Source organism: Paraburkholderia sp. CI3, assembly GCF_050436505.1.
In the GTDB taxonomy this organism is placed as follows: Bacteria; Pseudomonadota; Gammaproteobacteria; order Burkholderiales; family Burkholderiaceae; genus Paraburkholderia; species Paraburkholderia tuberum.
This window is the reverse complement of sequence record NZ_JBNDMI010000004.1, coordinates 2,102,329-2,120,938: the sequence shown is the minus strand read 5'-3', so window position 1 is coordinate 2,120,938 and position 18,610 is coordinate 2,102,329. Positions and strand designations below refer to the sequence as shown.

At 60.5% G+C, this 18,610-nt stretch carries 16 protein-coding genes, 3 tRNA genes and 1 pseudogene; 13 read left to right on the top strand and 7 right to left on the bottom strand.

Annotated elements, in window-relative coordinates; genetic code table 11:
- The first annotated feature begins 3 nt into the window (after window positions 1-3).
- From OKW29_RS31145 to OKW29_RS31115, 7 genes and pseudogenes are all read left to right on the top strand, one after another.
- Window positions 4-1,224, top strand: a complete 1,221-nt coding sequence (locus tag OKW29_RS31145; RefSeq protein ID WP_090801465.1) for a Bcr/CflA family multidrug efflux MFS transporter — start codon at window positions 4-6, stop codon at window positions 1,222-1,224.
- 214 nt (window positions 1,225-1,438) lie between these two features.
- Entirely contained in the window at window positions 1,439-1,669 is a 231-nt protein-coding gene (locus tag OKW29_RS31140; RefSeq protein ID WP_090805429.1) for a hypothetical protein, read from the top strand.
- Between the two features lie 82 nt (window positions 1,670-1,751).
- Entirely contained in the window at window positions 1,752-2,156 is a 405-nt protein-coding gene (locus OKW29_RS31135; protein WP_090801464.1) for a RidA family protein, read from the top strand.
- A 475-nt stretch (window positions 2,157-2,631) separates the two neighbouring features.
- Window positions 2,632-2,996, top strand: a pseudogene (locus OKW29_RS31130) (phage integrase central domain-containing protein).
- On the top strand, window positions 2,977-6,051 hold the full coding sequence (locus OKW29_RS31125) for a glycoside hydrolase family 19 protein (protein ID WP_429294977.1): 3,075 nt from the start codon (window positions 2,977-2,979) through the stop codon (window positions 6,049-6,051). The pseudogene OKW29_RS31130 and the gene OKW29_RS31125 overlap by 20 nt, the downstream one beginning before the upstream one ends.
- A complete protein-coding gene (locus OKW29_RS31120) occupies window positions 6,048-6,575 on the top strand; it encodes a hypothetical protein (RefSeq protein ID WP_429293749.1) in 528 nt (175 codons plus the stop codon). Before OKW29_RS31125 ends, OKW29_RS31120 begins: the two co-directional genes overlap by 4 nt.
- Before the next feature lie 651 nt (window positions 6,576-7,226).
- Window positions 7,227-7,622 carry a lysozyme inhibitor LprI family protein gene (locus tag OKW29_RS31115; RefSeq protein WP_429293748.1) on the top strand — a complete coding sequence of 132 codons (396 nt, stop codon included), beginning with the start codon at window positions 7,227-7,229 and terminating at the stop codon, window positions 7,620-7,622.
- A gap of 252 nt (window positions 7,623-7,874) precedes the next feature.
- Here OKW29_RS31115 and OKW29_RS31110 read toward each other — a convergent pair.
- The 4 genes from OKW29_RS31110 to rph form a co-directional block, all read right to left on the bottom strand.
- A tRNA-Ser gene (locus OKW29_RS31110) sits at window positions 7,875-7,964 on the bottom strand.
- Between the two features lie 55 nt (window positions 7,965-8,019).
- Window positions 8,020-9,249, bottom strand: a complete 1,230-nt coding sequence (hemW, locus tag OKW29_RS31105) for a radical SAM family heme chaperone HemW (protein ID WP_429293747.1) — start codon at window positions 9,247-9,249, stop codon at window positions 8,020-8,022.
- Window positions 9,246-9,908, bottom strand: a complete 663-nt coding sequence (gene rdgB, locus OKW29_RS31100) for an RdgB/HAM1 family non-canonical purine NTP pyrophosphatase (RefSeq protein WP_409340050.1) — start codon at window positions 9,906-9,908, stop codon at window positions 9,246-9,248. The genes hemW and rdgB overlap by 4 nt, the downstream gene beginning before the upstream one ends.
- A complete protein-coding gene (gene rph, locus OKW29_RS31095) occupies window positions 9,905-10,642 on the bottom strand; it encodes a ribonuclease PH (RefSeq protein ID WP_429293746.1) in 738 nt (245 codons plus the stop codon). Before rph ends, rdgB begins: the two co-directional genes overlap by 4 nt.
- Before the next feature lie 200 nt (window positions 10,643-10,842).
- Here rph and OKW29_RS31090 point away from each other — a divergent pair, with 200 nt between their 5' ends.
- From OKW29_RS31090 to OKW29_RS31070, 5 genes are all read left to right on the top strand, one after another.
- Entirely contained in the window at window positions 10,843-11,766 is a 924-nt protein-coding gene (locus OKW29_RS31090; RefSeq protein ID WP_429293745.1) for a YicC/YloC family endoribonuclease, read from the top strand.
- Between the two features lie 19 nt (window positions 11,767-11,785).
- Window positions 11,786-12,469, top strand: coding sequence for a guanylate kinase (gene gmk, locus OKW29_RS31085; RefSeq protein WP_090801453.1), 684 nt, complete (start codon window positions 11,786-11,788; stop codon window positions 12,467-12,469).
- A gap of 60 nt (window positions 12,470-12,529) precedes the next feature.
- A complete protein-coding gene (rpoZ, locus tag OKW29_RS31080; RefSeq protein WP_008921215.1) occupies window positions 12,530-12,733 on the top strand; it encodes a DNA-directed RNA polymerase subunit omega in 204 nt (67 codons plus the stop codon).
- A 98-nt stretch (window positions 12,734-12,831) separates the two neighbouring features.
- Window positions 12,832-15,192, top strand: a complete 2,361-nt coding sequence (locus OKW29_RS31075; RefSeq protein WP_429293744.1) for a RelA/SpoT family protein — start codon at window positions 12,832-12,834, stop codon at window positions 15,190-15,192.
- Between the two features lie 123 nt (window positions 15,193-15,315).
- Window positions 15,316-15,801: a phage protein NinX family protein gene (locus OKW29_RS31070; RefSeq protein WP_429293743.1), complete on the top strand. Its 486-nt coding sequence runs from the start codon at window positions 15,316-15,318 to the stop codon at window positions 15,799-15,801.
- Between the two features lie 74 nt (window positions 15,802-15,875).
- On the opposite strand, the gene OKW29_RS31065 is transcribed toward OKW29_RS31070, so the two are convergent.
- Both OKW29_RS31065 and OKW29_RS31060 read right to left on the bottom strand, forming a co-directional pair.
- Window positions 15,876-15,952, bottom strand: a tRNA-Arg gene (locus OKW29_RS31065).
- A 74-nt stretch (window positions 15,953-16,026) separates the two neighbouring features.
- A tRNA-Arg gene (locus OKW29_RS31060) sits at window positions 16,027-16,103 on the bottom strand.
- Window positions 16,104-16,226: 123 nt separating this feature from the next.
- On the opposite strand from OKW29_RS31060, the gene greB reads away from it, so the two are divergent.
- A complete protein-coding gene (gene greB / locus OKW29_RS31055) occupies window positions 16,227-16,796 on the top strand; it encodes a transcription elongation factor GreB (RefSeq protein WP_184023299.1) in 570 nt (189 codons plus the stop codon).
- Between the two features lie 133 nt (window positions 16,797-16,929).
- On the opposite strand, the gene OKW29_RS31050 is transcribed toward greB, so the two are convergent.
- Window positions 16,930-18,099 carry a porin gene (locus OKW29_RS31050; RefSeq protein ID WP_429293742.1) on the bottom strand — a complete coding sequence of 390 codons (1,170 nt, stop codon included), beginning with the start codon at window positions 18,097-18,099 and terminating at the stop codon, window positions 16,930-16,932.
- Between the last annotated feature and the right edge of the window lie 511 nt (window positions 18,100-18,610).

The following is an 18,610-nucleotide window of genomic DNA, read 5'->3' as shown; positions in this document are numbered from 1 at the left end:
CCCATGTCTCACGTCGTCAGACGCCGGCCCGATGGCCGGCTGATCCTGTTGCTCGGCGCACTGGCCGCGTGCGGGCCAATTTCCATCGACATGTATCTGCCGAGCCTGCCGACCATCGCGCAGGCCTTCGCGGTCGGCACGGGCGCCGCGCAATCGACGCTCACGAGCTTCATGTTCGGCTTTTCGATCGGCATGCTGCTGTACGGTCCGCTGTCCGATACGTATGGTCGTCGGCCGATCCTGCTTGGCGGCATCATCATGTATGCGCTCGCGAGCATCGCCTGCTCGCTGTCGGTCTCGATCGGCTCGCTGGTTGGTTTCCGCTTCGTGCAGGCGTTGGGCGCGGGCGCGGCGTCGGTGCTGGCTCGCGCGATCGCGCGCGACGCGCACGAGCCGGGCGACGCGGCGCGCGTCCTGTCGATGATCGCGATCGTCACGGCGATCGGTCCACTGCTCGCGCCGCTGATCGGCGGACAGTTGCTGCTGCTGGGCGGCTGGCGCGCCGTGTTCGTCGCGCTGACGCTGTTCGGTTCCGTGTGCGCGGTGACCGCATTCCTGAAGGTGCCGGAGACGTGGCCGCGCGAGATGCGCGCGCAGTCGGCGCTGCTGAAGTCGTTCGGCGCGTATGGCACGCTGCTGCGCGACCCGGTCGCGTGGGGACACATGTTGTGCGGCGGCATGGCGTTCGCGTCGATGTTCGCGTACATCACGGCGACGCCGTTCGTATACATCGAGTATTTCCACGTGTCCGCGCAGCACTACGGCTTCCTGTTCGCGCTGAACATCGTCGGCATCATGTTCGGCAATTACCTGAACACGCGGCTCGTCGGCCGGCTCGGGCCGGTGCCGATCATCTCGTTCGCGGCGACCGTGAGCTTCGTCGCGTCGCTGTTCGTGTCCGTCGTGTCGCTGACGGGGTGGGGCGGCCTATGGTCGATAGTGTTCGGGCTGTTCTTCGTCGTCAGCGTGGTGGGCGTGTTGTCCGCCAACTGCACGACCGATCTGATGCATCGCTATCCCGCCAACGCGGGCGCCGCGGCGGCCGTGTTCGGCGCGGTGCAGCTCGCGCTCGGCGCACTGTCGAGCCTCGCGGTCGGACTGTGGCAGGACGGCACGCCGAAGGGCATGGGTATCGTGGTCGGCGTGGCGGGCTGTCTGTGCTTTGTCGGACGCATGCTCGTGATGCGTTGGCACGGGACGAAGTCGCCGGTTGCGGCTGTGTGAGCGTGTTGTCCGGATATCGAGGGTGAGCACTGCGCGAGCGCTGTGAAAACGGCGTGAAAACTGGATGACGATCGTGCTATTGCGGCTGTGGGCATCGGCCGACGCGTGAGTTCAGCGGACGCGTCTCCGGAAAACACCTGGTGTTGCGCGCGCACCACCGTGCGTCGCGGTTTGCATTGCTATGATGAAGTCACTGTTCCTCGGAGCGGCAATCATGGCGATCAAAGACCTGATGAACGGCGAACGGCAATTTGCCGCCTTCGCCGAAGCGCAACGGCTGGCCGACAGCGGCGCTTATTACGATTACACCGACATCGAATACGTGTTGCGCTTTGATCACGGTTTGACGGATGTATCGGCTCTGCTCGATAGCCAATTGATGCATCGCGATCTGAATCGTCGTTGCGCGGATGCGCGCGAAAAGCTCGAGATGGCGGACGCGTGATGCGTATTGCGTCGTGCGCGGGTTCGTGCTGAATGAAGCACGGCGATGAATCGCTCCGAGATTTTCACTTCTGGAGTGGTGGATGACCGATAGCACGCACGCCTCACGTTTGCCCCACACCGACAATCCGGCCGCGCTGGCGAAACCCGGCGGCCACTACAGTCATGTCGCGGTCGCGAATGGCTTCGTCTTCGTGTCCGGGCAATTGCCGATCAACGCGCAAGGCGAAAAGCTCGCCGATGCGTCGTTCGACGCGCAGGCCGAACAGGTTCTGGCCAATGTGAAGGCGGCGCTCGAAAGCGTCGGCAGCAGCGTCGCGCAACTGGTGCAGGTGCGCGTGTATGTCGTCGATGTCGAACATTGGGCGAGCTTCAATCAGATCTATGCGGGCTGGGCCGGCGAGGCAAGGCCGGCGCGCGCGGTCGTGCCGGTGCCGCAGTTGCACTATGGGTTCAAGATCGAGGTTGAGGCGGTGGCGGTGGTTTAGTTCGTGATGGTGGGAACGGAATACGCGAATCTCCACTCGCATTTCGATGCCTGCCTGAAGTGTGTTGAGCAGGCGGACGGTTTGAATTCAACACGTTCCAAACCGACGGCGTTTTCAGAGTCGCAAAAACAAAACCCGTCATTCATGAGAATTGACGGCGTTGGAGTGCCACGGAATCTGGCTCATTGCTAAGGCAGTTAGCCGACTTGCCCACGCATTCGTTGATCGTACCGCCGAGGCGGGCGACTACTGCGACGGCAATGGCCTGTATCTGCAAATCGCGACGGCGGGCGTCAAGGCCTCGGCTGTTTCGCTACATGCGCCAAGGCCGCGCCCGCTACATGGGTCTCGGACCTTCGCACACTGTCGGACTGGCCGACGCCCGCCAACCTGCCGCCAGCTACTTGACTGCGTTGATCCGCTCGACGCCCGGCAGGGCGAGCGGACGGCGGCGAAGGTCGAAAAGGCAAAGGGCGTGACGTTCGCCGCGTGCGCGACGGCCTATATCGACGCTCACCGCAACGGCTGGAAGAACGCGCAGCAGGTCAATCAGTGGACGAACACCATCACGACCTACGCCGGGCCGGTATTCGGCGAACTTCCGGTCGCCGCCGTCGAACCGCGCTCGTCATGAAGGTGCTGGAGCCGATGTGCGCGACGAAAGCCCAAAACGCGTCGCGCCTTCGCGGGCGCATCGAACCGGTTCTCGACTGGGTGACGGTGCGCGGCCACCGCAGCGGCGATAACCCGGCGCGCTGGCGCGGCCAGCTCGACAAGCAGCTGTGCCGAAGCGCGGGAACCGCAGCGCGCCCACCTCGTGATGGCGCTCGCCGCCGCTGAGCAGTCCGTGAGGTTCATTCTGCCGGGTTCGGCGGAATACGGCGAGGCGAAGGCCCGCGTGACGCTGCTGCACAACGGATTGCGTCTTATGCGGGGCGGGCTTGGCGTCCCGACGAAACGCCACGACCTCGGCGAACTGCTGGTTGAGATTTGCCGGGAACGAAGCCGCACCAACCGAATGGCAACACATTGTCGACGAAGCGCGACGGCGGTACGACGCCCAAGGAAACTCAAGAACGGCAGCGCACGGCTGGCGGACTTCGACCCGATACAAGCTCGACCGGTAGAGGACAACCAAGGCCACCGGCTGCAGCGAAGCGGCAGATTTTCATTTCACAATCGTTTGCATAAATTCAGAGCGCGACGCATTGATGCTGGCTCTCGATCCGTCATAAGGTGGTGCGATCCCATCTATACGGAGTGCACCGAGTCCATGACGAGCAAGTCGGTACCGCATAACCCACAAACGCCACCAACGCCCCGCCTCAAGCAACTGGCATTTGCCTTTCCCTTCCTGCGCAAGGCGCAAGGCAATGCCCGACCGTCAGCCCAATTCACCGATGAGCACGATATCTACCGGCTGCTCGCCGCAAGCGAGCCGTCGGGCGCGTATCTCGTCAGCCGCAAGGGCATGTGGCACGGCGGGGTTCACATCACCGAGGCCGGCGCGGGGCAGGCGTTGGACCTTGACGCCGGATTGCGATGCATTGCGGACGGCGTGCTGATCGCTTACCGCGCCAACAAGGACTACCCGGTCAGCGAGCTGGCAATGGAAGGCGGCAATGCGCCGTTTCAGGCTCCCTACAGTACGGGCTTTGCCCTCGTGCGGCACGAAATGGAGTTTCCGCGCGACTCGAAGCTGACGTTCTACAGCCTGTACATGCACCTGATGTCGAACGCCGACTACGACAGCAATTTCCCGAAGCGGCAGAAACCGGCGTACTGGTCGCGGCAGTGGCAGGTTACACAGTACGCCCAGGACAGACCGTCGCCGCGCGCTGGACAAACTGTGGACCCGGCGCAGGTAGGTTTGCATGTGCGCAAGACGCCCAACGGCTCCGTTCTTGGCATCCTGCCGCAGGGTGCGAGCGTCAGCATAAGCAAGACGGCGACGGTACAGGGTGCAGCATGGGGCCAGGTAACGGACCTGAATGGAGCAACGCTGTATCCGCCTGAGGCAGGCGGCTATGTCGCGCCTTCCGTGGCTATCAATGGCTGGATTTACCTGGGCGCGCAGAATGGCGGGCCGGTCGCGAAAGAGAGCATCCCGGATTCAACCTTCGACCGGATAGTGGTCGCAATGAACCAGACGTGCAGCCCCGGCGATCCGCAGGGAACAGGCGGCGGAATTTCCGTCAAGGCGGGAGACCTGATCGGTCACCTCGGCCGCTACGACTCGCTGAATCAAGGCACCTCTGGAACCCGGATGGCGCACATCGAGGTGTTCTGCGACGACAGCATCCAGTCGTTCCTCAAGCAGGGGCGCCTATGGGTCAACCAGCACGGTCCGCACAAGGAGGACTGGGCGGCACTGGGCCTGCCGTACGAGCCGACGATCCTGCGGATCGCACCGGGCACGGTGCTGTATCAACGTACGCCGGACAATAAGTTCGTCCCCGGCGCTGACCCGCAGTCGAGAAAGACGGACGCGGTTCAGGTGTATTCGCTCGCCGAACTGGCGCGCGATTCGAATCGACGGATCCCCGAGCCGCATCCGCATCCCGACCCGGGTTACCCGGTGAACTGGTGGCACGTCGACGGTGTGAATGCGCAGGGTCAACCGGTCGACGGCTGGGTGTGCGACTTCAACCACCCGAGCGGCCGGGTGACGCCGGAGTTCGCGCAGAAGTGGATCGACTTCGAGTGCCTGTCAGACGCCCATGATCCGGCGCATACGATTTTTGCGACCACCCAGCAGTGGGTCGATTATGCGAGCGGTGCCAATGTTGCCGACCTCGCTTCGCGTTCGAATCTCAGTCCGTTGATGCTCAAGGTGTACGACGCCCTGTTCAGGAAAGGCGATGGCAGGCAGGCAGCTGATGAGCTATGCACGCTGTCGCAGACCGAGCGTGGCGGGTACCCATGGCTGATGCAGGCGGCGTCGAGGCTGATCGTCAAGCACGAGAGCGAGTGGGCGAACCCGTCAAAATGGAAGCAGATGATCGCCGAACTGGAGAAGCAGACGGGGCCAAAGTCGAAGCACGAGGAAGAGCAGAAGCGGATCGATAAGCTCGTGTGGTGGGATGAGGTGAAGGCAAGAGTACCGGGCTTCCCCGCTCCGGAGGTTTTTCACATTCATCCTATTGCACTTCGAGCTAATTTCGCATCGATGTTTCAATTCACGTTGTCAATGCTTCAGCACATTTTCGCCAATGCATCAGCAAACACGCTTCAAGAAGTTGTTGATGAGCTGAATGCGCATATCACGTTGTATAGATTGGATAATGCGCTCCGAAGAGAGCATTTCTTTGCTCAGGTAAAGCAGGAAACAGGTTCAGCCTTGCTGCTACACAACGAAAGCTTAAATTATGCTGCCGAGGCGCTTACTACCGGAACATTCTCCTATTTCTTGAAACATCCGGAAGAGGCGAAAGAATATGGAAGGACCAAGGACCATCCAGCGAACGAGGAAGCTATCGCTAACCGAGTGTACGCGGGACAAGATTGTAATGGCGAGCCAGAAAGCGGTGACGGTTGCCGCTATCGTGGCCGCGGCATGATTCAGCTCACGCATCGAGGAGGGTATCAGCGCTTCACAAAGTGGCATAAAGCAAACGCCGATGCGTGGCCCCAAGAGGCGACAGCTGATTTTGAGGCTGAACCGGAAAGCGTCGGGCAGGTCAAGTACGCCGTCCGATCAGCATGTTTCTTTTGGGTTGCCCATAGTCTCTACGGCCTCGCGGACCAGGGCGATACGCAAGATGTCGTCGATTCCGTCAGCAAGGTGATTAATCCCGGACTATTCAAAGGAAAGCCAAATAATATGAAGACGGAAAGTATTGGTGGCAGAAGAGGAAATTTCGCTGAGATCCACCAATGGGGAGGTCTCGTATGAAGCAATCTGTAAGAATGGCTATTGTTCTGGCGATTACAGTTGCCAGTGATTTGGTTTCAGCCAAACCCGCAAGTTATCTTGGAGCGACGAGTCTCTGCCATCAAGGTGAAGTGGAGTATTTTAGCTGCAAATTACAAGATTCCAGAAAGATTGCATCTGTATGTGCGGCCGATAACGTTTCACCCGATCGCGGATATGTGCAGTACCGCTTCGGGACGCATAGCAATATTGAATATAAATTTCCTAACAAACTAATGCCACCTCGCGGACAAATTTCCATTGTGGATGTATCAAGATTACCCGATGGTTTAGGGAGTCATCTGAAATTCGTGAGCGGTCGTTACACCTACGTAGTTTCGAATGCGCTAGTGCCCGGGGAAATATACGTCGCCAAAGATGGGCAGACTGCATTCCATCAGATTTGTAAAGGCAGTATGTATATACCATTCAATAATGCAGCGCGGCATGGACTAGAATATGGCGTGGAGGATTCAGTTGATGAGCTTGATCAACATGGTGAGTAAAAACTAACGCTCGTGGTGCTGATTAATGGATTTTCAGTTAGGTACAACGGTCCGGCTCAACAAGGCTACGATGCAACTATTGCAAGAAATTATAGAGATCTAAGCGGACAATGAGATCAATAAAATATGTAATTTGCACAATGATGTTGTTTGGTGGCGCTCTTTGCAGTGTAGCTATAGCTACGCCATCACGATGTGAGTCACCAGAATCTGTGGGTTTTTTCTTGCTCAACCGCGACTTCAAAAATTATCGCTTTGTGCATGGATAAGCGCACTCAAACAATAGCTTATCGATTTGGGAGGGTTGGAAAAATAGAGATGTCCTACTCCGCAAAACAAGGAAGTGAACATGGATTTTTATATAATCACTATGTCCGGCCAAGCGTAGATTACACGCGCATTTCCTTCATAAGTGCGGGATACGAATACTCGGTATTCAGGAATTATGATGCTACCGAATCTCAAGTTCCGAGCTATGGTGTGGTAGTCTCAAAGGATGGTGGCGATGAAATGCAGATCAAATGCCAATCGCAAGTAGTCGATAAAATGTCAATAATTATCGAGCATTTGAAGTGCGATGAGAGCAGCGCACTTGGCTGCTAGTTAGCGCCGATGTGAAACTGACCCACTCCCAGTGGAACTTAATGATTTATGAAAAATTTAAACATCCTCTGTTTTTTTGGGGTGTTGCTATCCCCTGTCGCCAATGCCGGGGAGCGAAATTACTCACAACAATTCGCGCGATGCAGTAAAGCAGCATCCAATAGTGCTGATTGCGTCACTGCGGAGATTGCGGTGCAAACGAAACGACTAAATATCGTTTTCGCGAATGTAGACAAAAAACTCGCGCCCGAGGATAAGACATATTTAGACAAGGTGCAGCACGAATGGATCACGTGGCGGGATGGTAACTATAAATTTCTCGCCGAACACGTATCAGGCTCTTTCGGTACTACGCGGGGAACGAGCCTCGATTTCATGTTGCGGTCGGTGTTCGATAGGGCAAGCGAACTTGAGATGATTTCAGATGAAATGGGCGGGAATTAGATGTCGTGGCTTGGAATCGTGGACGGCGCATTAGCAGCTAATCAATAGTTCATGATATGTGCCGTCCAGGCTTCGATCATCTGGCGGCGCTGCCTCAAACGTGCTTCAGTCTGGCGCTTGCCAAGAAAGATGAGACGCACCCATGCCGAGACCGCTCTACCAAGGTTGCCGACCGCGACGCGGGTTATTTTGTGGGTCGAAAAAACGAAAGCCCCGTAAATCTTTGACTGTACGGGGCTTTTGCCTTGAATTTGGCGGAGGCGGTGAGATTCGAACTCACGGAAGGATTGCTCCTTCGCCGGTTTTCAAGACCGGTGCCTTAAACCACTCGGCCACACCTCCAAGCCGCAAATTGTAACCTGAAAAGACTTCGCTGCCGAGTCTAGGTGACCCGCCATCACTGCGGATCTTTCAGGAACAGCGCCTGCAAGTCGTTCAGGAACGCCTGGCCGAGCGGCGTCGGCGCGATCCGTTCGTGGTCGCGAGTGATCAGCTTGCGCTGTTCCGCTTCCTGCAACGCCGGCTCGATCGTCGTGATCGACAGGCCCGTGCGCTCGATGAACCGATGCACCGGAAATCCTTCTACCAGGCGCAGCGCGTTCAGCATGAACTCGAAAGGCAGATCGCGCGGCCCGACCTCATGCTCTTCCTGCACGCTTGCACCAGCCCTGGCCTGCTCGATGAACGTGGTCGGATGTTTGTAGCGCGCCTGGCGCACGATGCGATTAGGAAACGACAGCTTCGTATGCGCGCCCGCGCCGATGCCGAGATAGTCGCCGAAGCGCCAGTAGTTCAGATTGTGTTTGCTCTGCCGATGCGGCTGCGCATACGCGGACACCTCGTAGCGCCCGTAGCCGGTCTCGGCGGTGCGTTGATGAATCCAGTCCTGCATGTCTGCGGACGCGTCATCGTCGGGCAACGCGGGCGGAAACCTGGCGAATAGCGTGTTCGGTTCGAGCGTCAGGTGATACAGCGACAGATGCGGCGGGGCAAACGACAACGCCGTTTCCACGTCGGCCTGACATTCGGCGAGCGTTTGCTTGGGCAGCGCGAACATCAGGTCGAGGTTGAAGTTGTCGAACGTGGTCGCGGCGACTTCGACCGCGTGGCGTGCCTGCGCCGCGTCGTGAATGCGGCCGAGCGCCTTCAGATGCGTTTCGTTGAAACTCTGGATGCCGACCGACAGCCGGTTCACGCCGCTCGCGCGAAACTGCGCGAACTTGTCGGCTTCGAACGTGCCGGGGTTCGCTTCGAGCGTGATTTCCGCGTCGGCGTCGAGCGGCAGCAGCGCGCGAATATCCGACAGCATGCGATCGAGCCCCGCCGCCGACAGCAAACTAGGCGTGCCGCCGCCGATGAACACCGTATGCACCTGGCGGCCCCAGATCATTGGCAAGGCCATTTCCAGGTCGGCGCGCAACGCGTCGAGGTAGTCGTTCTCCGGGAACGTCTCGCCTTTCCACTCGTGCGAATTGAAGTCGCAGTACGGGCACTTGCGCACGCACCACGGGAAATGCACGTACAGCGCAAGTGGCGGCAGCGACGTCAAACGGATGCTGCCCGGCGACGTGAACGCACTGACGACACCCTTGCCGAGGTCCGCCGGCGTCGATCGGATCGGAATCACGCTTCCTCCGACAGACGCGCGAGCAGTTGCCGCAACGCGATCGCGCGATGGCTGCTCGCGTTCTTGAGCGCCGGCTCGAGTTCGGCGGCGCTCGCGTTCAGCGACGGCAGATAGAAGTACGGGTCGTAACCGAAGCCATGCTCGCCGCGCGGCGCGTCCAGGATTTCGCCATGCCAGCGGCCTTCGGCGATCAGCGGTTCGGGATCGTCCGCGTGACGCACGAGTGCGAGCACACAGTAGTAATAGCCGCGGCGGTCGCTCACGTCCCGCAGTTCGTCGACGAGGCGCGCGTTGTTCGCCGCGTCGCTTTTCTCGCCGCCGGCGAGTTGCGCGAAGCGGGCCGAGTAGACGCCCGGCGCGCCGCGCAGCGCGCGCACGCAAAGGCCCGAGTCGTCGGCGAGCGCGGGCAGGCCGGTGAGCCGCGCAGCGTGACGGGCCTTCGTCAGCGCGTTTTCGACGAAGGTGGGATGCGGTTCTTCCGCTTCCGGCACGTTGAGCTCGCCTTGCGCGATCAACTCGATGCCGGCCGCGCCTAGCAGCGCCGCAAATTCGCGCAGCTTGCCCGCGTTGTTCGACGCGAGCACGACCTTTTTCAGCGGCATTCCCGACGTTACGCCGTGAGCATTGTTCCCGCCACCGTCCTGACGAACCTCATTCACTGCTGCACTCCCAGCGCCTCTTTCTGCTTCGCGATCAGCGTGCTGATGCCGTCGCTCGCGAGATCGAGCAGCGCATTCATTTCCTCGCGCGAGAACGGCACGCCTTCCGCGGTGCCCTGAATTTCGACGAAGCCGCCCGCTCCCGTCATTACGACGTTCATGTCGGTGTCGCACTGCGAGTCTTCGTCGTAGTCGAGGTCGAGCACCGGCACGCCGTCGTACACGCCGACCGAAATCGCGGCGACGTAATCCAGGATCGGCGAGCTTTCGATGCGGCCCGTGGCAAGCAATCCGGCGACCGCATCATGCGCGGCGACGAACGCGCCGGTAATGCTCGCGGTGCGTGTGCCGCCATCGGCCTGGATCACGTCGCAGTCGAGATTGAGCGTGCGCGCGCCGAGCTTCTCGAGATCGAACACCGAGCGCAGCGCGCGGCCGATCAGCCGCTGGATTTCCTGCGTGCGGCCGGTTTGTTTGCCGCGCGCGGCTTCACGGTCGCTGCGGGTATGCGTGGCGCGCGGCAGCATGCCGTATTCGGCGGTGAGCCAGCCCTGGCCGCGATCGCGCAGAAACGGCGGTACGCTCTCGCTGACGCTCGCGGTGCAGATCACCTTGGTGTCGCCGAATTCGACCAGCACCGAGCCCTCCGCATGCTTCGTGTAGTGACGCGTGATGCGCACGTCGCGCAACTGGTGGGGCTGGCGGCCGCTGGGGCGTTGGGTGTCGTTGCTCATGTCGGAATGGGTCGGGATCGGCTGGAGGAGGGCGGAGGAAAAACCCTGATTTTACCGCCGATCGGATAGGGCGGTTGCCCATACGGATGGCTGCGACAAAAATGGGATAATGCCGATTCCCCGCCCCGCGTCTCGTACACGCCGGGCGATCCGCTTCTCAGGCCATCGTCTACCGCATGGCCGCAATCGCGAGAAATACGATGATCTACAGCATGACTGGCTATGCGAGCGCCACGCGCGAACTCGTGGCAGCCTCGGGCACGGGTGGCGTCAGCGTGTCGGTCGAATTGCGCACGGTGAACTCGCGCTTTCTCGATCTGAACTTCCGCATGCCGGAAGACGTGCGCGTCGTCGAACCGACGCTGCGCGAAATGCTGATGAACAAGCTGTCGCGCGGCAAGGTCGACATTCGCGTGAATCTGCAGCGCAGCGAGCAGTCGGCGAACGCGGGCGCGATCAACCGCGACGCGCTCGCGCAACTCGCGCAGCTGGAACGCACGGTGCTCGGCACGTTTCCTGAAGCCGGCCGTCTGCGCACCGGCGAAATTCTGCGCTGGCCGGGCGTGCTCGCCGAAAGCGGCATCGCGCCCGAGACGCTGCGCGAAGCGGTGCTCGGATGCGGCAAGCAGGCGATCGCGGACCTGATCGACGTGCGCGCGCGTGAAGGCGCGCAACTCGCGACGGTGCTGCTCGCCAACGTCACCGAAATGGAGACGATCGTCGTGAAGATCACCCCGCTCGTGCCCGAGCTGATTGCGCGACATCAGCAGAAAATCGTCGAGCGTCTGCAGGAAGCGCTCGGCATCGCCGCGCCGGATGCGGCCGTGACGATCGTGTCGCGCGAAGAGATCAACGAGCGGATTCGCCAGGAAGTGACGATGTACGGCATTCGCATCGACATCGCCGAAGAGCTGTCGCGCCTCACCGCGCACCTGAACGAAACGCGTCACGTGATCGAGAAGGGCGGCAAGGTCGGCAAGCGGCTCGACTTCATGATGCAGGAGCTGAACCGCGAAGCGAACACGCTCGGTTCGAAGGCGGCGGCGAAGGAACTCGCGGATTCCTCGATGACGCTGAAGCTCTTGATCGAACAGATGCGCGAGCAGGTACAGAATCTCGAATAAGGCTGGAGCGCCCCACATCATGACCGACCACCATCCACGCGAAACCGGCGCGGCGCGCCATTCGTACGCCGGCGCTTATCCCGGCAACCTGTTCATGGTCGTCGCGCCGTCGGGCGCGGGCAAGTCGACGCTCGTGAACGCGTTGCTCGCGAGCGACGACGCGATCCGTCTGTCGATCTCCTACACGACGCGCCCTCCGCGTCCGAAGGAGCAGGACGGCGAGCACTATCACTTCACGAGCGTCGAAGATTTCATGCAGCGTCACGACGCGGGCGAGTTTCTCGAAAGCGCGGAAGTGCACGGCAACTATTACGGCACGTCGCGCGTGTGGATCGAGGAGCAGATGAAAAACGGCCATGACGTGCTGCTCGAAATCGACTGGCAGGGTGCGCAGCAGGTGAAGAAGCAATTCAACAACGCGGTGGAGATTTTCATTCTGCCGCCGTCGCTCGAAGCGCTCGAAGAGCGTCTGAAAAAGCGCGGCCAGGACGAGCCGAACGTAATCACGCGACGCTTGCTCGCGGCGGGCGGCGAGATCGCGCACGCGGCCGAAGCGGAGTACGTCGTGATCAACGAGAACTTCGATCGCGCGCTGGCGGAGTTGCAGTGCCTCGTCGGCGCGACGCGCTCGCGCTTCGCGTCGCAGTACGCGCGTCACACGCAGCTTTTCATGCAGCTCGGCATCCACCTGCCGCACGCGTGAGCGCGGCGTGGTGTCAAGCACATAAGGTAGAATAAGCAACATACTGAGAAGGAACCCAACATGGCCCGCATTACCGTCGAAGACTGCCTCAAACAGATCCCGAACCGTTTCGAACTCGCGCTTGCCGCAACCTATCGCGCGCGTCAGCTCGCTCAAGGCCACACGCCGAAAATCGAAAGCCGCGACAAGCCCACCGTCCTCGCCCTGCGTGAAATCGCATCGGGTCAGGTCGGCGTCGAAATGCTGAAGAAGGTGCCGGTCTAAGGCCCACGGATTTTCGTTTTCGACTTGCCGGTATTCGCCACACCGGATTGCTCAACGTGCAGAACTGCGTCCAACCCTGACCGCTACCGGAGGCGACCATGAGTGCTACCCCGCCCACCGCCACGGAAGCGGAGCACGACACCGACTCACCGTCCTCTGCACGCAAGTACATCGACGCGGTCCTCGAGCAATCGTTTCGCCATCTGTTCGGGCCGACCGCCACGCCGGAGCAGCCGCGCCGGCATGACGTCGTCTCCATCGCCAATCTGACGTCTGCGCTGTCCGGCTATCTGCAGCCGGAAGAGATCAAGGATATCAAGGCGGCGTTCCACTTCAGCGACGAAGCCCACCTCGGCCAGTATCGCCAGAGCGGCGAGCCCTACATCACGCATCCGGTCGCCGTCGCGGAAATCTGCGCGGGCTGGAATCTCGACGCCCAGGCGATCATGGCGGCGCTGCTGCACGACGTGATGGAAGACCAGGGCGTGACCAAGGCGGAACTCGCCGAGCGCTTCGGCGCGAAGGTCGCGGAGCTGGTCGACGGGTTGTCCAAGCTGGACAAGATGGAGTTTCGCAATCGCGAGGAAGCGCAAGCGGAGAACTTCCGCAAGATGCTGCTCGCGATGGCGCGCGACGTGCGCGTGATCCTCGTGAAGCTCGCCGACAGGCTGCACAACATGCGCACGCTCGGCGCGGTGCCGTCGGAGAAACGTCGCCGTGTCGCGCGCGAAACGCTAGACATTTACGCGCCGATCGCTCACCGGCTCGGCCTGAATAATACCTATCGCGAGCTGCAGGACCTGAGTTTCGCGAACTTCAACCCGCACCGTTACGCGACACTCGAAAAAGCCGTGAAGGCGGCGCGCGGCAATCGTCGCGAGGTGGTCGGCAAGATTCTCGAATCGGTGCAGCGCGCGATTGCGGACGCGAAGCTCGACGCCGAAGTCACCGGTCGCGAGAAAACCATCTTCAGCATTTACAAGAAGATGCGCGACAAGCAGCTGTCGTTTTCGCAGGTGCTCGACGTGTATGGTTTTCGCGTGGTCGTCGAGAGCGCGCTCGAGTGTTATACCTGCATCGGCGCGTTGCATGCGCTTTTCAAGCCTGTTCCGGGCAAGTTCAAGGATTACATCGCGATCCCGAAGGTGAACGGCTATCAGTCGCTGCACACCACGCTCGTCGGCCCGTTCGGCGCACCGATCGAGTTTCAGGTGCGCACGCGCAAGATGCACGAGATCGCCGAGGCGGGCGTTGCCGCGCACTGGCTGTACAAGAACGGCAGCGCGGATCTGAACGACGTGCAGATGCGCGCACACCAGTGGCTGAAGTCGCTGCTCGACATTCAGAGCGAAGCGGGCGATTCGAGCGAGTTCCTCGAGCACGTGAAGATCGACCTGTTCCCTGATGCGGTCTACGTGTTCACGCCGAAGTCGAAGATCATGGCGCTGCCGCGCGGCGCCACCGCGCTCGACTTCGCGTACTCGATCCACAGCGACCTCGGCAACCAGTGCGTCGCGGTGAAGATCAACAACGAGCTGTTGCCGTTGCGTACCGAGCTGAAGAGCGGCGACATCGTCGAAGTCATCACGGCGCCGTATTCGAAGCCGAACCCCGCATGGCTCGGCTTCGTGCGCAGCGGCAAGGCGCGCTCGGCGATCCGTCATTATCTGAAGACGATGCGTCTGAACGAGTCGGTGCAGCTCGGCGAGCGTCTCGTCGATCAGGCGTTGAAGGGCTATGGCCTTGCACTATCGGATGTGACGCCGGAGGCGTGGGAAAAGCTCGTGCAGTGGACGGGCAACAAGAACCGTCAGGAAATTTTCGCGGACATCGGTCTCGGCCGGCGGGTCGCCGCGGTGATGGCCAAGCGCATCGAAGTGCTGATGAGCGGGCGCGACGCCGACGACGACGGCTCGCGCTCCGAGTCCGGTTCGACGCCGCACGCGCCGCCGGTCGTCATCACCGGTACCGAGGGCATGTCGGTGCAGCTGTCCGCGTGTTGCCGTCCGATTCCGGGCGACGACATCATGGGCTATATCGGCATCGGTCTCGGCATGGCGATCCATACCACCGACTGCCGCGTCGCGCAGCGTATCCACCGGCGCGATCCGGGCCGCTGGATCGACGTCGCGTGGGCGCCGCAGCCGGGGCGGCTGTTCGATGTCGCGGTCAAGGTACTGGTCAAGAACACCAAGGGCGTGTTCGCCCGCGTAGCGGCCGACATCACATCGGCGGACGCGAACATCGTCCATATCGCGATGGACGAAGATCTGTCGCAGGAATCCACGATTCTGCGCTTCGTGATCCAGGTCAGCGACCGGGTGCATCTGGCCAATGTGATGCGGCGCGTGCGCACGAATCCCGATGTGATGCGCATCACGCGTGAGCGGCCGAGCGAAGAGGGGCATCACCGCCACGACGGCGGCATGCGCGTCGACCGCGAGCGCGCGGACTACTGAACGGCTTCCGGCTGGGCGTCGGCGCGGCTTGGACTGGCGCTTCTCGCCAGTCAGGCATCTTTCGTGCGGCGGCTCAGGATACAACTCAAGGCAGGTCTCACCTGAACTCCAGGGGGAACGCAGATGAACGTGTCCGACCTCGCTGACGTGGCGCTCGATTACTGGGTGGCGCGCAGCCTGCACGACTTCGTGCGCGAAATCTACTTTACCGATAGCGGCGAGACTGTTGCGATCCGCGGCAACGATCGTGGTCGTCCGTGGGACGGGCGTTTCACGCCTTCCGCGTCATGGGAGGCGGCTGCCGTTGTGCTCGAGCGCGCGATGCGGCTCGACGTGCGCGAGCAGAGCGATAAAGGCGCGGTATGCGTCGCTGAGTTCAAGGGCGGGCAGCGAGCCTCGGAGGGAATGGGCGACTCGCTGCGCATTGCTTTGCTGCGGGCGTTTGTCGTGAGCCGTTTCGGCGATACCGTCGACGACGTGCTACGCGAGCGCCAGGCACTGACCGGCATGCGGACTGAGACGATCAGCGAGCAAACGGTGGGCGGGGTCGTCGAGGACTTGCCGCACCCGGATGGGCAAATTGGGGATATCCAGTCGCCGCCGCGATGAGTTGCTGGCGGACGGGCACGGCATGGTGCGCCAGAAAAAACAAAGGGCCTTCCGGTTGGAAGGCCCTTCATAGGTGGTGCGGCTGGCAGGATTCGAACCCACGACCCCTTGGTTCGTAGCCAAGTACTCTATCCAACTGAGCTACAGCCGCACGCAAAACGGTGATGCTTACTGTAAAAACTGATGAAACCTGAGAGCTCCCTGTAAGGGCGCTCTCGAATAAGGTGGCGCGGCTGGCAGGATTCGAACCCACGACCCCTTGGTTCGTAGCCAAGTACTCTATCCAACTGAGCTACAGCCGCACACAGAAACGAGATTATAGCCAACAGATTTGAAAAACGGAAGCCCATCACGGCGATTTGTGTCGCCGGCCCGATCGTGTAACCTTTTATGAGATTGTTGCTAGTTGCTGTTAATGGATGATTATGAACAAGGCCTTTGTCAAAGAGTCGAGCGAAGACAACGATGACGATCTCGACATCGCCCAGCCCGACGTGCCCGCCGGCACCAAAAATTACATGACTCCCGCCGGTCATCGGCGTATGCGTGATGAATTGCTGCATCTGATCGATGTCGAGCGGCCCGAGGTTGTCAAGCTCGTGTCGTGGGCGGCGTCGAACGGCGACCGCTCGGAGAATGGCGACTACATCTACGGCAAACGCCGTCTGCGGGAAATCGACCGGCGCATCCGTTTTCTGACCAAGCGGCTCGATCTAGCCGAGGTCGTCGATAGCAGCCGGCAGGAAAACGTCGACCAGGTGTTTTTCGGCGCGACGGTCGACTATGCGACCGAGGACGGCGAAGAGCATCAGGTGACGATCGTCGGTGTCGACGAGGTGGACCTGGACATCGGGCACGTAAGCTGGATTTCGCCCATTGCGCGTGCGCTGCTGAAGGCTAAAGTCGGCGATACGGTCACGCTATTCACGCCGGCCGGTCCGCAGCCGATCGATATTCTCGACGTCAAGTATCCGCTGCCTGATAGCGGCCGCTAGGCCTCTGGCGAGGACCTGGGCTCACGTGCACGCACGCAGGCCTGCGCACAAAGCGGCAAGAAACCACGTCGGCACGGACATAAAAAAGGCGCCGCGAACGGCGCCTTCTCTACTGCCAGTCCTTGCGCAGTGCTTAGAAGCGGTGACGCAGACCTGCGGTCACAGCGACTTGCTTGTTGTTGCCCGAAGCACCGCCCACGCCATTGATGTAGGCGTTAACGATCGAGTCTTCGTTTGCTGCCTGATACACGCCTTGCAGATACACGTCGGTACGCTTGGACAATGCGTACGCGGTTTGCAGGTTGACCTGGTTCCAGTGCACGTGCGAGCTCGAGAGGTTCGCGCGCGTGTACGTGTACGCGCCAGCGATGCTGATTGCCGGCGTCAGCGCGTAACGGGCGTTGGCTTCAAAGTTCTGGAACTGAGCGCTGTTGGTCGGGAAGCCGACGCCGCCCGTTATGCCCGAATTGGCCGCGCTGATACCTGCCAAGCCATGCAGGTTCGTCTGCGAGTACACGAGGCCGACCGCTGCCGGGCCGAATGCGTAGTTGGCGCCTGCGCCCCACGTTTGCTGACGCTGAGCGAAGAACGTGTTGTCGCCCGACACCGCGCCACCCGAGTTGAACGCAGCGGCTGCGCTGTTCGCGCCATTGCTGTTCAGTTGCATGTACGCAGCGGCAACGTTCAGGCCGCCCCAGTTATACGACGCGCCCGCACTGTAAGCGCGGTTGTTGGCGAAGCCGGCAGCCTGGTTCGAGAAGCCGTACAAGCCGCCAAACTTGAAGCCGCCGTAGTTCGCGCTCTGGAATTTGGCCGAATTGTTGATACGGAACGAGTTGTTCAAGTTGTCGTTGTCGAACGGGTGCGCGAACTGCGTGCCGCCGTACTGCGTGCCGGTCAGTGCCAGCGGGCCGACGTAGTCGGCCACGCTGTCGTATTGACGGCCGAGGGTCACGGCACCGAACTGGTCGCTCGACAGACCGACGAAGGCCTGACGGCCGAACAGACGGCTGTTCTGCTTGAGCGTGCCGTCATTGATGCCGAAGCCGTTCTCCAACGTGAAGATGGCCTTCAGACCGCCGCCCAGATCTTCAGCGCCACGCAGGCCGAAACGGCTGCCGTTCACCGAGCCGCTCGTCATCGCCACGTTGGCGCCGTGCTGGTTACTACTCGGATTCGGATGCTGGTTGTTCGTATAAGTGATACCGGCGTCGATCAGGCCATACAGGGTGACGCTACTTTGCGCGTGCGCTGCCGTTACGAAAACGCCCGACAGGGCAGCGACCATGAGTGTCTTCTTCATTGATATAACTCCAAGAGCGAGAGAGGTATAAAACCCTGGCTTGGGAGACCTTCACGCGAGCGCTGCGAGAAGCGGAATCCGCGTGAAAAGCGCGTTGACCAGATCCGCGCCGGTTTCCGATTAGGCAGAGTGTAGAGAGACACTTCCGGGAGTTGGCGTTCCGATTCTCGCAATAAAGTATTACGCGAGGAGAAACGATCGTTAATCGCCATTCGAGCCTTATGGATAAAGGCTTTGCGCCGACTGGGCGGATTCGGCGTCTGAATTTTCCTAAAGCGCGTTGCTGATTCGCGACACCGAATGATGCGGAAAAACAACGGGCAGAAATGCGGGAAAACGATTGTTGTTGTTGCGGCAATAGACGATTGTTAATCGTGTGAATAATCGAACTTGCATATGACCGCTATACTGTAATTTCTGCTTTCCGAAGCAGACTTTTTCGTTGACGAAAAAGATCTCCAAACCTTTGTCAGCGCGACCTTCCAGTCGCGCTTTTTTTTATGGCGGACGA

Bases quoted from the DNA above. Each gene is read 5' to 3' on its own strand.
- OKW29_RS31115 (WP_429293748.1), top strand. From the start codon at position 7,227: ATGAAAAATTTAAACATCCTCTGTTTTTTTGGGGTGTTGCTATCCCCT.
- OKW29_RS31125 (WP_429294977.1), top strand. From the start codon at position 2,977: ATGGCGCTCGCCGCCGCTGAGCAGTCCGTGAGGTTCATTCTGCCGGGT.
- OKW29_RS31070 (WP_429293743.1), top strand. From the start codon at position 15,316: ATGAACGTGTCCGACCTCGCTGACGTGGCGCTCGATTACTGGGTGGCG.
- OKW29_RS31050 (WP_429293742.1), bottom strand. From the start codon at position 18,099: ATGAAGAAGACACTCATGGTCGCTGCCCTGTCGGGCGTTTTCGTAACG.
- rpoZ (WP_008921215.1), top strand. From the start codon at position 12,530: ATGGCCCGCATTACCGTCGAAGACTGCCTCAAACAGATCCCGAACCGT.
- OKW29_RS31135 (WP_090801464.1), top strand. From the start codon at position 1,752: ATGACCGATAGCACGCACGCCTCACGTTTGCCCCACACCGACAATCCG.
- OKW29_RS31140 (WP_090805429.1), top strand. From the start codon at position 1,439: ATGGCGATCAAAGACCTGATGAACGGCGAACGGCAATTTGCCGCCTTC.
- gmk (WP_090801453.1), top strand. From the start codon at position 11,786: ATGACCGACCACCATCCACGCGAAACCGGCGCGGCGCGCCATTCGTAC.
- rph (WP_429293746.1), bottom strand. From the start codon at position 10,642: ATGAGCAACGACACCCAACGCCCCAGCGGCCGCCAGCCCCACCAGTTG.
- OKW29_RS31120 (WP_429293749.1), top strand. From the start codon at position 6,048: ATGAAGCAATCTGTAAGAATGGCTATTGTTCTGGCGATTACAGTTGCC.
- OKW29_RS31145 (WP_090801465.1), top strand. From the start codon at position 4: ATGTCTCACGTCGTCAGACGCCGGCCCGATGGCCGGCTGATCCTGTTG.
- OKW29_RS31090 (WP_429293745.1), top strand. From the start codon at position 10,843: ATGATCTACAGCATGACTGGCTATGCGAGCGCCACGCGCGAACTCGTG.
- OKW29_RS31075 (WP_429293744.1), top strand. From the start codon at position 12,832: ATGAGTGCTACCCCGCCCACCGCCACGGAAGCGGAGCACGACACCGAC.
- greB (WP_184023299.1), top strand. From the start codon at position 16,227: ATGAACAAGGCCTTTGTCAAAGAGTCGAGCGAAGACAACGATGACGAT.